Origin of the sequence: Microbacterium salsuginis (genome assembly GCF_012524205.1) — a bacterium.
Taxonomy (GTDB): Bacteria; Actinomycetota; Actinomycetes; order Actinomycetales; family Microbacteriaceae; genus Microbacterium; species Microbacterium salsuginis.
In genome coordinates, this window is sequence record NZ_JABACI010000001.1 from 55204 (window position 1) to 68361 (window position 13158).

General features: G+C 70.2%; 14 protein-coding genes. 8 read left to right on the plus strand and 6 right to left on the minus strand.

Going from position 1 to position 13158, the window contains the following annotated elements; genetic code table 11:
* Nucleotides 1-180 precede the first annotated feature (180 nt).
* A complete protein-coding gene (gene glpX, locus HF576_RS00275) occupies nt 181-1170 on the minus strand; it encodes a class II fructose-bisphosphatase (protein ID WP_168910803.1) in 990 nt (329 codons plus the stop codon).
* A gap of 200 nt (nt 1171-1370) precedes the next feature.
* Here glpX and fbaA point away from each other — a divergent pair, with 200 nt between their 5' ends.
* Complete coding sequence (fbaA, locus tag HF576_RS00280; RefSeq protein WP_168910804.1) at nt 1371-2405, plus strand: class II fructose-bisphosphate aldolase; 1035 nt, start codon at nt 1371-1373, stop codon at nt 2403-2405.
* Between the two features lie 111 nt (nt 2406-2516).
* On the opposite strand, the gene HF576_RS00285 is transcribed toward fbaA, so the two are convergent.
* The 4 genes from HF576_RS00285 to HF576_RS00300 form a co-directional block, all read right to left on the minus strand.
* On the minus strand, nt 2517-3257 hold the full coding sequence (locus tag HF576_RS00285; protein WP_168910805.1) for a zf-HC2 domain-containing protein: 741 nt from the start codon (nt 3255-3257) through the stop codon (nt 2517-2519).
* Nucleotides 3254-3796 (minus strand): sigma-70 family RNA polymerase sigma factor, encoded by a 543-nt coding sequence (locus HF576_RS00290; protein WP_168910806.1) that lies wholly within the window; start codon nt 3794-3796, stop codon nt 3254-3256. Before HF576_RS00290 ends, HF576_RS00285 begins: the two co-directional genes overlap by 4 nt.
* A gap of 125 nt (nt 3797-3921) precedes the next feature.
* Nucleotides 3922-4572 carry a DUF6264 family protein gene (locus HF576_RS00295; protein WP_343234128.1) on the minus strand — a complete coding sequence of 217 codons (651 nt, stop codon included), beginning with the start codon at nt 4570-4572 and terminating at the stop codon, nt 3922-3924.
* Nucleotides 4569-5609, minus strand: a complete 1041-nt coding sequence (locus HF576_RS00300) for a 4-hydroxy-3-methylbut-2-enyl diphosphate reductase (RefSeq protein ID WP_205834600.1) — start codon at nt 5607-5609, stop codon at nt 4569-4571. The genes HF576_RS00295 and HF576_RS00300 overlap by 4 nt, the downstream gene beginning before the upstream one ends.
* Nucleotides 5610-5698: 89 nt before the next feature.
* On the opposite strand from HF576_RS00300, the gene xseA reads away from it, so the two are divergent.
* From xseA to HF576_RS00335, 7 genes are all read left to right on the plus strand, one after another.
* Complete coding sequence (gene xseA, locus HF576_RS00305; protein WP_168910807.1) at nt 5699-7003, plus strand: exodeoxyribonuclease VII large subunit; 1305 nt, start codon at nt 5699-5701, stop codon at nt 7001-7003.
* Between the two features lie 10 nt (nt 7004-7013).
* A complete protein-coding gene (locus HF576_RS00310; protein ID WP_168910808.1) occupies nt 7014-7256 on the plus strand; it encodes an exodeoxyribonuclease VII small subunit in 243 nt (80 codons plus the stop codon).
* The gene (locus HF576_RS00315) at nt 7256-7903 is read left to right on the plus strand and encodes a DUF4245 family protein (RefSeq protein WP_168910809.1); all 648 of its coding nucleotides are present in this window, start codon (nt 7256-7258) and stop codon (nt 7901-7903) included. The genes HF576_RS00310 and HF576_RS00315 overlap by 1 nt, the downstream gene beginning before the upstream one ends.
* Nucleotides 7900-8568: a carbonic anhydrase gene (locus HF576_RS00320; RefSeq protein WP_277348798.1), complete on the plus strand. Its 669-nt coding sequence runs from the start codon at nt 7900-7902 to the stop codon at nt 8566-8568. Before HF576_RS00315 ends, HF576_RS00320 begins: the two co-directional genes overlap by 4 nt.
* 43 nt (nt 8569-8611) lie before the next feature.
* Nucleotides 8612-10006 carry an aspartate ammonia-lyase gene (locus HF576_RS00325; protein WP_168910810.1) on the plus strand — a complete coding sequence of 465 codons (1395 nt, stop codon included), beginning with the start codon at nt 8612-8614 and terminating at the stop codon, nt 10004-10006.
* Nucleotides 10007-10101: 95 nt separating this feature from the next.
* A complete protein-coding gene (locus tag HF576_RS20660) occupies nt 10102-11610 on the plus strand; it encodes a sensor histidine kinase (RefSeq protein ID WP_343234129.1) in 1509 nt (502 codons plus the stop codon).
* A complete protein-coding gene (locus tag HF576_RS00335; protein ID WP_168910812.1) occupies nt 11607-12263 on the plus strand; it encodes a response regulator transcription factor in 657 nt (218 codons plus the stop codon). Before HF576_RS20660 ends, HF576_RS00335 begins: the two co-directional genes overlap by 4 nt.
* Nucleotides 12264-12346: 83 nt before the next feature.
* Here HF576_RS00335 and HF576_RS00340 read toward each other — a convergent pair whose 3' ends face one another.
* A complete protein-coding gene (locus HF576_RS00340; RefSeq protein WP_168910813.1) occupies nt 12347-13090 on the minus strand; it encodes a hypothetical protein in 744 nt (247 codons plus the stop codon).
* Nucleotides 13091-13158: the final 68 nt, after the last annotated feature.

Consider the following 13158-nt stretch of genomic DNA (forward strand, 5'->3'; position numbering starts at 1 on the left):
GGACTGGGAAACAACGAAGTGTCCCCCTCGACACGACTTCGATTCTGCCAGACATCCCTCCACAACAGCGTTACGAAACGATCACACCCGTCCCACCAGTCGCATGAGCCCCACAAGTCACACCAGTCACATGAGGGTCCTCACATGCGTCGCGCGTCCTCCGCGGCGTCGTCCGCCGGTTCAGAGCCACTTCGAGACGAGATGCTCCGACGTGATCCGGCGCAATGTGCCGGACGCCCCACGCAGCACCACACTCTCGGTGTAGACGTACCCGCCCTCGCGACGCACGCCCGCCACCAGCTGGCCGTCGGTCACTCCGGTCGCGACGAAGATCGTGTTGCTCCCCCGCACGAGCTCGTCCGCCTCGTAGACGTTGCCGTCCAGCTTGAGGCCGGCGTCGATGCCCTTCTGCTTCTCGTCATCGTCCCGCGGCCACAGGCGTCCCTGGATGTGCCCGCCGAGCGCCTTGATCGCGCACGCGGTCACGATCCCTTCGGGGCTGCCGCCCACGCCGACGCACATGTCGGTGCGCGCGTTGTGCCGCGCGGCGTTGATGCCGCCGGCCACGTCGCCGTCAGTCATGAGTCGCGTGCCGGCACCCGCCTCACGGATCTCGGCGATCAGCTTCTCGTGGCGCGGACGATGCAGCACCGAGACCACGATCTCGTCGACGGGCTTGCCGAGCGCCTTCGCCAGCAGCCGGATGTTCTCCCCGATGGGCAGCCGGATGTCGACGACCCCCACACCCGCCGGGCCCGTCACCAGCTTGTCCATGTAGAACACGCTCGACGCGTCCAGCATCGTGCCGTGGTCCGAGACGGCGATCACCGACAGCGCGTTGTTGCGGCCGGCCGCCGTCAGCGACGTGCCGTCGATCGGGTCCACCGCGACGTCGGCCTGCGGCCCTCGACCGTTGCCGACACGCTCCCCGTTGAAGAGCATGGGCGCCTCGTCCTTCTCGCCCTCGCCGATGACGATCGTGCCGTCGAAGTTGACCGTGGTGAAGAACGCCCGCATCGCGTCGACGGCCGCACCGTCGGCGGCCTCCTTGTCACCCCGGCCGATGAACGGCACGGCCCGGATCGCTGCCGCCTCCGTGGCACGGACCAGCTCGAGAGCGAGGTTGCGGTCGGGTTGCAGGGGACTCATGTCCGCGGTCAGGCTCACCATGTCGGTCAGCCTAGCCAGCATGCCCCCGCGCGACTCGAGCTTTCGGCCCGCACGCGACGAAGGAATCGCACTTCTTTCACGGACGACAGGACCGTCCACTCCGCGCCTTCTTCACACGTGGGCGGCCGGTCCGGTGACCCCGGCTTCGCTAGGCTTCTTCGTGAAGCTCGTCCCGATAGAAACAGAACTAGGGAGCACTCATGCCCGTCGCCACCCCGGAGCAGTACGCCGACATGCTGGACCGCGCGAAGGCCGGTGGCTTCGCGTATCCCGCCATCAACGTGTCGAGCTCGCAGACCATCAACGCGGTCCTCCAGGGACTGACCGAAGCCGGGTCCGACGGCATCCTCCAGGTCACCACCGGCGGTGCGGACTACTTCGCCGGCCACACCGTCAAGGCCCGCGCCGCCGGCGCCCTCGCCTTCGCGAAGTTCGCCACCGAGGTCGCCAAGAACTACCCGATCACGGTCGCACTGCACACCGACCACTGCCCCAAGGAGGCCCTCCCCGGCTTCGTGCTGCCTCTCATCGAGGCGTCGGAGGAAGAGGTCAAGGCCGGTCGCAACCCGATCTTCCAGTCGCACATGTGGGACGGCTCGGCCGTGCCCCTCGACGAGAACATCGAGATCGCCAAGGAGCTGCTCCCCCGCCTCCGCAACATCAACGGCATCCTCGAGGTCGAGATCGGCGTCGTCGGCGGCGAAGAGGACGGCGTCAAGCACGAGGGTTCGAACGAAGCGCTGTACACGACCGTCGCCGACGTCACCAAAGCGGTCGAGGCGCTCGGCCTCGGCGAGCACGGCCGCTACATCTCGGCCCTCACCTTCGGCAACGTGCACGGCGTCTACAAGCCGGGCAACGTCAAGCTGCGTCCCGAACTGCTCGGCGAGATCCAGGAGGGCATCGCTGCCAAGTTCGGCACTGGACCCAAGCCCCTCGACCTGGTCTTCCACGGGGGGAGCGGCTCGACCGACGAAGAGATCGCGCTCGCGGTGGCCAACGGCGTCGTGAAGATGAACATCGACACCGACACGCAGTACGCCTTCACCCGCTCGATCGCCGGCTACATGTTCTCGAACTACGAGGGCGTGCTGAAGGTCGACGGCGAGGTCGGCAACAAGAAGCAGTACGACCCGCGCGCGTGGGGCAAGATCGCCGAGTCGGCGATGGCGGTCCGCGTCGTCGAGGCGACGAAGCAGCTGGGCTCGCACGGCAAGAGCCTCGCCGCGAACTGACCCAGCAGAACGGATGCCGCGGCACCGAGCCCCGTGAAGGGCCAGGTGCCGCGGCATCCGTCGTTCCGGCCCGCAGGCACTCGTCCGCGGGGTGGCGCCGCCGCCGGGTGTTCACCCGCTCTCTGGCGCCCCATCGAGCTCGCTGCGCATCAGCACAATGTCGTCTTCGAGCGCACGGATCTCGATCGCCACGATGTCACCGGCGTCCAGCGCGGTCCCCGCGCTCAGCCGCGCCGTCGTCCCGGGCCGTGCGCGCCACGTCGAGAGCTGCGTCGCGGTGCCCTCGGCGTCGATGACGACGAGCGCATAAGGCCAGCTCTTGCTGCTCCCCCCGTCGCCTCCGTCCTCCCCCGCGTACCGGCATTCCATCTCGAGGCGGGTCCCCCACGCGGCATCCGAAAGCTCCACCGTCGCCGTCCACGGCACATCCACGACGGGATCCAGCGCCACCACCTCGATGCTGCGGAAGCCCGGTGCGATGACCAGCATCACCGCGACCACGATCGCCGCCGCCACGCCGGCGGCTGCGACGATGCCTCCGGTCCACGCCCAGCCCCGCCGTCGACGCGGCGGGCGCGATGTGCTCGGCCGGGCCCTGCCGAGCGCGATCAGCTCGTCTCGGCGCCGCGGATCGGGGCCGCCATCCGGCACGCCCACCGTGAGCATCGAGTCGGCTCGTTCGGGTGTGATCCGGCCGAGGAGGCCCAGCGTCGGCGCCAGCTCGCCGATCGCCGCGCGGCAGATCGGGCAGTCCTCGAGGTGCTCTTCGTAGCGGCGCCGGTCCGAAGGGCTGAGCGCTCCCAGCAGGTATGCGGCGTCCCACTCCGCGACCTCCGCGTGACCCGGGTTCATCGCGTCACCCCCCTCTCCTGCAGCGCGAGCCGCAACGCCCGCAGCCCGTAGTGCAGTCGTGACTTCACGGTGCCCTCGGGGATCTCCAGCTCGGCAGACATCTCGGCGATCGTGAGGCCGCCGTAGTACGCCCGCACGACGACCGCACGATGCTCGGGCGACAGGGCGGCCAGGCCCTCCTCGATCAGGATCGCTTCGAACAGGGCATCGGTCGCGTCGGCCGAGGCCCGCTCGGGCATCTCGGCCACGTCGATCTCACGTCGGCGCCGCGCACTGCGCACTTCGTCGATCACCAGGTGGCGGGCGACCGTGAACATCCATGACCTGGCGGCCGACGGCTCGTCGGCGAGGATCTTGGGCGTGCGCCACGCGCGCAGCAGCGTCTCCTGCACGACGTCGTCCGCGCCGGCACGATCGCCTGTCAGGTGCACGACGTACCGCCACACGGGTGCCGCGTGCTCGTCGAACAGCGCGGCCAGTCGCACGGCATCATCCGCCGACCCGTCCGCGGCGCCCTCCGTCGCGCGTTCGCGTGTCATCCTCACCTCCCGCAGGAGACACGAGGCCCGCGCGCCCGGAGTTCATCGCACCCTGGGATGTGCGTGCTTCGTGATCCGAGTATGGACCTCGTGCGCGCTGCGCTCGCGACCGGGTCGGAGGTGTGTCAGCGCAGGGTGCCGAGGAGGGCTTCCCACGCGGCCGGGTCGTTCATGAGCGGAATCACCATGAGCATGCCGGCGAGGAAGGTGAACAGCACGCCCGCGACCAGCGGGATCCACCACGTCAGTCGCCCCTTGCTCACGCTCCACCACGACACCGCGGCCGTCGCGAGCCAGCCGACGGTCAGCAGCAGTGCCGCCGCGATGCCCCACGGGCGTCCCGAGGCGGGATCCGCCAGCTCCGCCTCGACCCCGAGGACGGTGAACATCGTGTCCGCGTACGCGGAGTAGTCCAGGAACGCCGAGAACGACGAGATGACGTTGACCAGTCCATACGCGAGCAGGGCGAACGTGACGATCCGGTCCACCGCGCGCCGCCGGGTCGGCACCACGTCTGCGCCCGGTGCGGCCACGGCGGGTGCCGCCGCCGGGGCTGCCGCCTCCACGGGGCGTCCGGCGTCGAGGGCGATCGTCACGTCCGGCTGCCGGATCCGCGCGCGTTGCTCTTCGGGCGTCGCGTACTCGCCATATTGCGGCCGGGGCCGCGATGATCCATCACTGTGCGGTCGGGGCGGAGATGATTCATCGCCGTGCGACCGGAGACCCGAGGACTCAGCGCTGCGAGAGCTCGGGTCGGGCACGGCCGCGTCGGTCACGCGCGGGCCCGCCCGCCCAGAGCCCGGTCGTCGCGCTTGCCCGAGGCATCCGTCCGCAGCTCCTTGGGAAGCGAGAACTGCAGGTCCTCTTCGGCAGTGCGCACCTCTTCGACGTCGCGGAAGCCGGCGCCGGACAGGTCGCGCAGCACCTCCTGCACCAGGACGTCGGGAACCGACGCGCCGCTGGTCACGCCCACGGTCTCGACACCCTCGAGCCATGCCTGCTCGATCTCGTCGGCGTAGTCGACCCGGTACGCGGCCTTGGCACCGTACTCGAGCGCGACCTCGACGAGCCGCACGCTGTTGGACGAGTTCGCCGAACCGACGACGATCACCAGATCGGCGTCCTTCGCGACCTTCTTGATCGCGACCTGGCGGTTCTGGGTGGCGTAGCAGATGTCGTCCGACGGCGGGTCCTGCAGCTGCGGGAACCGCTCGCGCAGGCGGCGCACGGTCTCCATGGTCTCGTCGACCGAGAGCGTCGTCTGCGACAGCCACACGACCTTCGACGGGTCGCGCACCTCGATCGTGTCGGCCTCGTCGGGCGAGTTGACGATCGTGACGTGGTCGGGCGCCTCGCCCGCCGTGCCCTCGACCTCCTCGTGGCCTTCGTGGCCGATGAGCAGGATCTCGAAGTCATCGCGTGCGAACCGCACCGCCTCACGGTGCACCTTGGTCACGAGCGGGCATGTCGCGTCGATGGCGAGAAGACCCCGATCGGATGCCGCGGCGACGACCGCCGGCGAAACCCCGTGCGCGCTGAAGACGACGTGTGCGCCCTCGGGCACCTCGTCGACCTCTTCGACGAAGATCGCCCCCTTGCCCTCGAGCTCGGTGACCACATGGATGTTGTGAACGATCTGCTTGCGCACGTACACCGGGGCGCCGAACCGCTCGAGCGCCTTCTCGACGGCGATGACGGCGCGATCCACGCCCGCGCAGTAACCACGGGGCGAAGCCAGCAGCACCCGCTTGTGTCCGGGGACGGCGTTATCCTGGAGCGGTTCGCGCCGCCGCGGGATTCGCGGGACGGGCATGCTCACAGATCTCGTACCCAAGGTGCCGGTGCTCACCCCACGAGTCTACGGGCGGCCCCGTGGACGGGACCTGTGAGTGAGAGGACCGCATGACCACGTTCCAGCCCGCCACGATCCCCGGCGAGCCGCCTCCCGCGGACTCGGTCCGGCCGCGGGACTCCACACCGCAGGCGCCGACGTCGGTGGCGCGACTGAACGACACCATCCGCGGCTTCATCCAGAACTGGGGCTCGGTGTGGGTCGAGGGCGAGATCACGGCCTGGAACCAGCGCGGCGGCAACGTCTTCGGCCGCCTCAAAGACCTGGTCACCGACGCCACGATCTCGTTCCGGATCTGGTCGTCCACGCGCGAACGCCTGCCGGGCGACCTCAAGGTCGGCGATCACATCATCGCCTGCGTCAAGGCGGACTACTTCAGCAAGACCGGAGACTTCAGCTTCGGGGTCTCCGCCATGCGCCACGTCGGGCTCGGCGACCAGCTGGAGCGCCTCGAGCGCCTGCGGGTGCAGCTGCGCTCCGAGGGACTCTTCGACCCGGCTCGCAAGAAGCCGATCCCGTTCCTCCCTCATGTCATCGGCCTCATCACCGGCGAGAATTCGGATGCCGAGAAGGACGTCCACCGCAACGCCGAGCTCCGCTGGCCGCAGGTGCGGTTCCGCACCAAGTACGCCGCCGTTCAGGGCGACCGCTGCGTCCCAGAGACGATCGCCGCGCTGAAGGCCCTCGACGCCGCCCCCGAGGTGGACGTGATCGTCATCGCCCGCGGCGGCGGCGACCCGCAGACACTGCTGGGCTTCAGCGACGAGCGTCTCGTGCGCGCCGTGGCCGCCGCGACCACTCCCGTCGTGAGTGCGATCGGGCACGAGAACGACCATCCGCTCCTCGACGACGTCGCCGACCTGCGTGCGTCGACGCCGACCGACGCGGCCAAGCGTGTGGTCCCGGATGTCGCCGAGCAGCACGCGATCGTGGCCCAGCTGCGCTCACGGCTGACTTCGCGCTTGACCCAGCGGCTCAGTCACGACATCGCGCAGCTCGAGCAGCTGCGCTCGCGGCCGGTGCTGCGGGCCCCGGAGTCGTTACTGACCTCGCGCGCTCACGAGGTCGAGCTGCTCGCCGCACGCGGCCGGGAGCGGGTCGACCGCGCGCTGGACGTGCAGGGGCGCCGCACCGCGGAGCTGCGCGCGACCCTGCGTGCTCTCTCCCCCGCGTCGACGCTGGCCCGCGGCTATGCCATCGCGCACCTGGCCGACGGCGTGATCGTGCGTGATGCGGCGCAGGCTCCGGCATCCACTGCCGTGCTAGTGACGGTGGGCCGGGGGTCGTTCGCGGCCCGATCCGAGGGGCCGATCGAGGAGGACCCGGGCGACGGGGCTGCCGGGACGCCGACGTAGGATGGAAGCCATGACCGAGACCAGCGGCGCGCCCACCGACGTCGCGTCGCTTTCGTTCGAGCAGGCCCGCGACGAGCTCGTGCGCGTGGTCGCCGAGCTCGAGCAGGGATCGCCGACGCTCGAGCACTCGCTCGCTCTATGGGAGCGCGGCGAGGCTCTGGCGGCACGGTGCGAGGAATGGCTGCTCGGCGCCAAGCGCCGACTCGAGGCCGCACGCGCATCGACCGCACGTGACGAGGGCGGCGAGGCCTGATGGCCCGCGATCCCCGCGTCGTCGCCGAGCTCGGCCGCCCCGAGACTCCCGATGAGACCGCCGCCCGCAAGGCCGAGTCCTCACGGGTGTACCGGTCGAGCCAGAACACTCGCAACCTGGTCGCGGCACTCCTGGTGACGCTCGCCGTAGTCGCGGTGATCATCTTCGCCGTCCCCCGCGGCACACCGCCCGAGCGGGAGCCGATCGACGTTGCGGCGGTCGCCGAGCGCGCCGGGAACGCCGAGGGGCGTGAGCTGATCGCCCCCGAGCTCTCGGACGACTGGATCGTCAACAGCGCCGCCGTCGAGGACGAGGGCTCGTCCCGGGCGTGGACGATCGTGCTCGCGCCCGCAGACGAGAACCAGCCCGGGTTCCTGCGCGCCTCCCAGGGATTCGACGCCGACGAGGCCTGGCCGGCGCGCGTGCTCGCCGGTGCGGCGCCGGTGGACACCGTGACGATCGGCGGGGTGGCGTGGGACCGCTACGAGCTCGATCCGTCACGCAACGGCAACCTGTCCGTCGCCCTCGCGGCCCCGGCCGGTGCCGACACCGTCCTCATCTACGGCACGGCCGACGACGATGCACTCCAGGAGGTCGCCGCCGCCGTCGCCGCCGAAGTGACCGCCCTGCGAGAGGAATCGGAATGACCGCACCGTCGATGCCCGGGGCCGAGACCACACCGGCCAAAGCATGGCGCGAGATGCAGCGCGGCAACGCCCGATTCGTCGCCGGTGAGCCGCATCACCCCCGGCAGGACGTCGACCGACGCCATGATCTGGCGAGCGGGCAGCGCCCCCGGGCGGCCCTGTTCGGCTGCTCGGACTCTCGCCTCGCCGCCGAGATCATCTTCGACAAGGGGCTCGGCGACCTGTTCGTCGTCCGCAACGCGGGGCAGGTCATCTCGGACTCCGTGATCGGCAGCCTCGAGTACGCCGTGGCCGTCCTGGAGGTCCCGCTGATCGTCGTCCTCGGGCACGACGAGTGCGGGGCGGTCCGCGCCGCCATCGACAGCACGGATCCGGATGCCGCTCCCCTGCCGCCGCACATCTGGCGTCTGATCTCCCCCATCGTGCCCGCGGTGCGCCGCGTGCAGCGAGCTGCGAAAGACCATGGCGTCCCGACGGATCACATCGACGCCGAAGAGGTCGGCCGCGAGCACCTGCGCGACACCGTGGGCGAGCTGCTGCACTCGTCGGAGCTGATCAGCGACGCCGTGGCCGAGGGCCGCCTTGCGATCGTGGGCGCGAACTACCGTCTTGCCGAAGGCGCCGCCGTTCCGGATGTGGTCGTCGGCATCGCCGAGCCGGCCTGACCCTTCTCTATCCCGCACCGTACGAAACGTGAGGAACAACGACGTGACCGACATCGAGTACCGCATCGAGCACGACACCATGGGTGAGGTCCGCGTCCCCAAGGACGCGCTCTACGCCGCGCAGACGCAGCGCGCGGTGGAGAACTTCCCGATCTCGGGTGACCCGCTGGAGCCGGCGCAGATCGTCGCGCTCGCGCGCATCAAGAAGGCGGCGGCTCTGGCCAACAAGGAGCTCGGCACGCTCGATCCCGGCATCGCCGACGCGATCGCGGGCGCCGCCGACCGCATCATCGCGGGCGAGTTCGCCGACCAGTTCCCGATCGACGTGTATCAGACCGGCAGCGGCACCTCGTCGAACATGAACATGAACGAGGTGCTCGCCACGCTGGCGACGCAGTCGCTCGGCTCGCTCGTGCACCCCAACGACCACGTCAACGCGTCGCAGTCCTCGAACGACGTCTTCCCCACTTCGGTGCACATCGCCGTCACCCAGGAGCTCATCGACGACCTGATCCCGGCGCTCGACCACCTCGCGGTCGCCCTCGAGGCGAAGGCCGAGTCGTGGAAGAGCGTCGTCAAGTCCGGCCGCACGCACCTGATGGACGCCACGCCCGTGACCCTCGGACAGGAGTTCGGGGGCTACGCGCGTCAGATCCGCCTGGGCATCGAGCGCGTGCAGGCCGTGCTGCCTCGTGTGGCCGAGGTTCCGCTGGGCGGCACCGCCGTCGGCACCGGCATCAACACGCCGCTCGGCTTCCCGCAGCGGGTCATCGAGATCATCGTGGCCGACACCGAGCTGCCCATCACCGAGGCGAAGGACCACTTCGAAGCGCAGGCCAACCGGGACGGCCTGGTAGAGGCATCCGGCGCCCTCCGCACCATCGCGGTGTCGCTGACGAAGATCAACAACGATCTGCGGTGGATGGGCTCCGGCCCGAACACCGGCCTCGGCGAGCTTCACATCCCCGACCTCCAGCCCGGATCCTCCATCATGCCGGGCAAGGTGAACCCCGTCGTTCCCGAGGCCACCCTCATGGTGTGCGCGCGTGTGATCGGCAACGACGCGACCGTCGCATGGGCCGGCGCTTCGGGCGCCTTCGAGCTCAACGTCGCCATTCCGGTCATGGGCACCGCTGTGCTCGAGTCGATCCAGCTGCTCGCCAACGCCTCGCGCCTGCTGGCCGACAAGACGATCGACGGACTCCAGGCCAATGTCGAGCGCGCGGCCGCCTACGCGGGCATGTCGCCGTCGATCGTGACCCCGCTCAACAAGCTCATCGGCTACGAGGCTGCGGCCAAGATCGCGAAGCACTCCGTCTCGAAGGGCATCACCGTCCGCGAAGCGGTCATCGACCTGGGCTTCGTCGAGCGCGGTGAGGTGACTCTCGAGCAGCTCGACGAGAAGCTCGACCTGCTTTCGATGACCCACCCGGGCTGAACGGCGCGCCCACGACGATGCTCATGGAAACGCCGCCGCGCGCGGCGGATCCTCCCCCGGTGCGGCAATCGCCTCTACGGCGGGATAATCGGGACGTGGCCCGAACCGCCCGTCCCATTCCCGCACGCGTCAGGATCCTCGCGGCGATCCTCGCGGTGGCGTGCGTGGGCCTGGCGATCGTGGGAAGCGTGACGTTCTGGGTGCAGCGCGAACAGGTCGTGCAGAGCGTGGACGACCGGCTGAAGAACCAGGTGCAGTTCCTCCAGGGACTCGCCGAGCGCGACAGCGGCGCGGAGACGGGCTCCGGTGCCGAAGAGGCGACCGCCGAGGTCGACGTCGACGACTACGAGACCGTCGACGGATACCTCAACGCGGTGGTCGCTCAACTCGCCCCGGCGCGCAACGAGGCGTCGCTGGCCCTCCTCGACGGGGCACCTCGCTGGATTCCTGCGACGCTCTCGGGCTTCGACGTCTCGGACAATCAGGCCTTCATAGATCGCATCGTCGCCGAGACGCAGGACGGAGAGACCCAGCGGGGCACTGCGGTCACCGACCAGGGGTCACTGCGGTACATCGCGATCCCGGTGACGATGCCCGGCGACCCGCAGCAGGGGCTCTACGTGCGGGCGATCGATCTGGGCGCCGAGCTCGAGCCCGTGACGATCGCGATGCTGACCTACATCATCGCGGCCATCGCGGTGCTGGCGGCCATCGCGATCGTGGGCTGGTTCGTGACCGGGCGGCTGCTGTCGCCGATCCGGCACCTGCGCGAGACGGCGGATGCGATCTCCATCACCGATCTGTCGCTGCGGCTGTCGCCCCAGGGCAACGACGACATCGCCGACCTGTCGCGGACGGTGAACTCGATGCTCGATCGGCTGGAGGGATCGGTCGACGTCCAGCGTCAGCTGCTCGACGACGTGCGGCACGAGCTGAAGACGCCGATCACGATCGTGCGCGGGCACCTCGAGCTGATGAACCCGCGCGATGCGTCCGACGTGTCGGCTGCGCGCGAGATCGGCATCGCCGAACTCGACCGGCTCGCTCGCCTGGTCGAAGACATCGATCGGCTCGCCACGGCCGAGGCCGACACCTACGCGACCGCCGAGGTCGACCTCGCCGGCCTGACGGCCCGCGTGGGAGAACTGGTCGCCGTGATCCCGGACCATGTCTGGACGGTCGAGGCGCATGCCACCGGCACGATCCTCGGGGACCACGACAGGCTGCTGCAGGCGTGGCTGCAACTCGCGGACAACGCCGCGAAGTACACGCCCCCGGGTACGGCCATCGAGATCGGCAGCTCGCTGGATGCGGACGGCGCCCACCTGTGGGTGCGCGACCACGGCCCCGGCATCCCGCCGGCCGCCCGTCACCGCATCTTCCGCCGCTTCGACCGCGCCCAGGGCAAGCGGGCAGTCGGCGGGTCCGGTCTCGGCCTCGCGATCGTCGAGGCCATCACGAAGGGCCACGGCGGCCGCTGCGCGGTGACGGACACTCCCGGCGGCGGCGCCACCTTCACGATCCACCTTCCCCCGCACGAGCCGGAGCTTCCGGCGCCCGTGCGAGCCGGGGATGTCGTCCTGCAACGAGAGGCTTCCGGATGACGAAGATCCTGATCGTCGAGGACGAGCCGCGCATCGCCTCGTTCGTCAGTCGCGGGCTCGAGGCTGCAGGGTACGAGACCGTGGTGGTCGAGGACGGCGCCGAGGCGCTCGCGGCCGCATTGCGCGGCGATGCCGACCTCGTGCTGCTGGATGTCGGACTGCCCACGATGGACGGATTCGAGGTGCTGCGTGAGCTGCGATCCCGCGGCTCGGTCGTGCCGGTCATCATGCTGACCGCACGCTCGAGCACCCGCGACACGGTCGAGGGCCTGGACGCAGGTGCCAACGACTACGTTCCGAAGCCGTTCGTCTTCGAAGAGCTCCTCGCCCGCGTGCGCTCGCGCCTGCGCGAGACGGTGCCGCAGCCGGGAGTCGCGATCTCCCATGGCGACGTCGTTCTCGACATCCTCGCCCGCCGGGCCAGTGTTGCCGGCCGAGAGGTCGACCTCTCGGCGCGCGAGTTCGCACTCGCCGAGCAGTTCCTGCGCAATCCGGGGCGGGTGCTCAGCCGCGAGCTCCTTCTCAGCCGTGTGTGGGGGATGGATTTCGACCCCGGCTCCAACGTCGTCGACGTCTACGTGCGGTACCTCCGGGGCAAGCTGGGCTCGGACCGCATCGTGACGGTCCGCGGCGCCGGCTACCGCTGGGAGTGATTCCCGCCCACCGGGCAAGAGGAAGCCCCCGGTGCTGGGGGACACCGGGGGCTGGGAAAGGCCGGATTGGGGGATCCGGCCGGTTATCGACCGCGCCTGTCTGGGGAATCGCGCGATCGATCCTTGTTCGAGCCCGGCCGGTCCGGCCGCTGCTCGTGATCTGGGCCCGCGTGAGCGGGATGCGGGTTCGGACCCGCATGGGGTGGGCGTTGGGAGGGCTCTTCGGGTGCGGCCGGTGCCGGCTCGGGTGCGGGTGCGGGTGCGGGCTGCCTGTCGGCGCTCTGCTTGTCACCACCGAGCTGCCCCCACTCGTCCTGCCCGGACTGCCGCTGGTCTGACCGCTTCTCGCTCGCCCCCTGCTCGCCTCGGTCATGGTCGGGCCGGTGGGCACTCGCACGGCGTTCGGCTTCGGCTTGCATGCCCTGCACCCACGCTTCGATGCGCTCGGCCGACCAGCCGTGTGCGCTGGCCCAGGAGCGGACGTCGTCCCACCGGCCGGCGGCCGCAGCGGCCGCGACGGCCTGCTGAGCGTCGGCGGGCGCGGCAGGAGTGACGGGTGTCTCGGTGTCCGATACTGCGGGAAGGGCCTGCGGCGGGTCGACGACGAGCGGGGTCGGCGCCGGGACGGTTTCGGGACCAGCAACGGACTCGGAAGGTGTCGGAGCCGACGAGGGCGATGCCGGCACCACCACACTCGCAGCGGCGACGCTGGAGCCCGCAGAGTCGGCGAGAGACGCCGAGTTGCTGATGGCGACCGCGCACACCACGGCGACGCTCGCCGCGAGGGTGGACACGCCACCCATCACGAGCCCCACCCGTCCGTCCACGGTCGTCCTCCCCTTCCGATGGCGCGGAAACGCCCTCGTCCATGGTGACAGACTCGCGCGGGTCACGT

What these genes read in the sequence shown, in the direction of transcription:
- glpX (WP_168910803.1), bottom strand. Translation starts at nt 1,170, where the DNA reads ATGGTGAGCCTGACCGCGGACATGAGTCCCCTGCAACCCGACCGCAAC.
- fbaA (WP_168910804.1), top strand. Translation starts at nt 1,371, where the DNA reads ATGCCCGTCGCCACCCCGGAGCAGTACGCCGACATGCTGGACCGCGCG.
- HF576_RS00285 (WP_168910805.1), bottom strand. Translation starts at nt 3,257, where the DNA reads ATGAACCCGGGTCACGCGGAGGTCGCGGAGTGGGACGCCGCATACCTG.
- HF576_RS00290 (WP_168910806.1), bottom strand. Translation starts at nt 3,796, where the DNA reads ATGACACGCGAACGCGCGACGGAGGGCGCCGCGGACGGGTCGGCGGAT.
- HF576_RS00300 (WP_205834600.1), bottom strand. Translation starts at nt 5,609, where the DNA reads ATGCCCGTCCCGCGAATCCCGCGGCGGCGCGAACCGCTCCAGGATAAC.
- xseA (WP_168910807.1), top strand. Translation starts at nt 5,699, where the DNA reads ATGACCACGTTCCAGCCCGCCACGATCCCCGGCGAGCCGCCTCCCGCG.
- HF576_RS00310 (WP_168910808.1), top strand. Translation starts at nt 7,014, where the DNA reads ATGACCGAGACCAGCGGCGCGCCCACCGACGTCGCGTCGCTTTCGTTC.
- HF576_RS00315 (WP_168910809.1), top strand. Translation starts at nt 7,256, where the DNA reads ATGGCCCGCGATCCCCGCGTCGTCGCCGAGCTCGGCCGCCCCGAGACT.
- HF576_RS00320 (WP_277348798.1), top strand. Translation starts at nt 7,900, where the DNA reads ATGACCGCACCGTCGATGCCCGGGGCCGAGACCACACCGGCCAAAGCA.
- HF576_RS00335 (WP_168910812.1), top strand. Translation starts at nt 11,607, where the DNA reads ATGACGAAGATCCTGATCGTCGAGGACGAGCCGCGCATCGCCTCGTTC.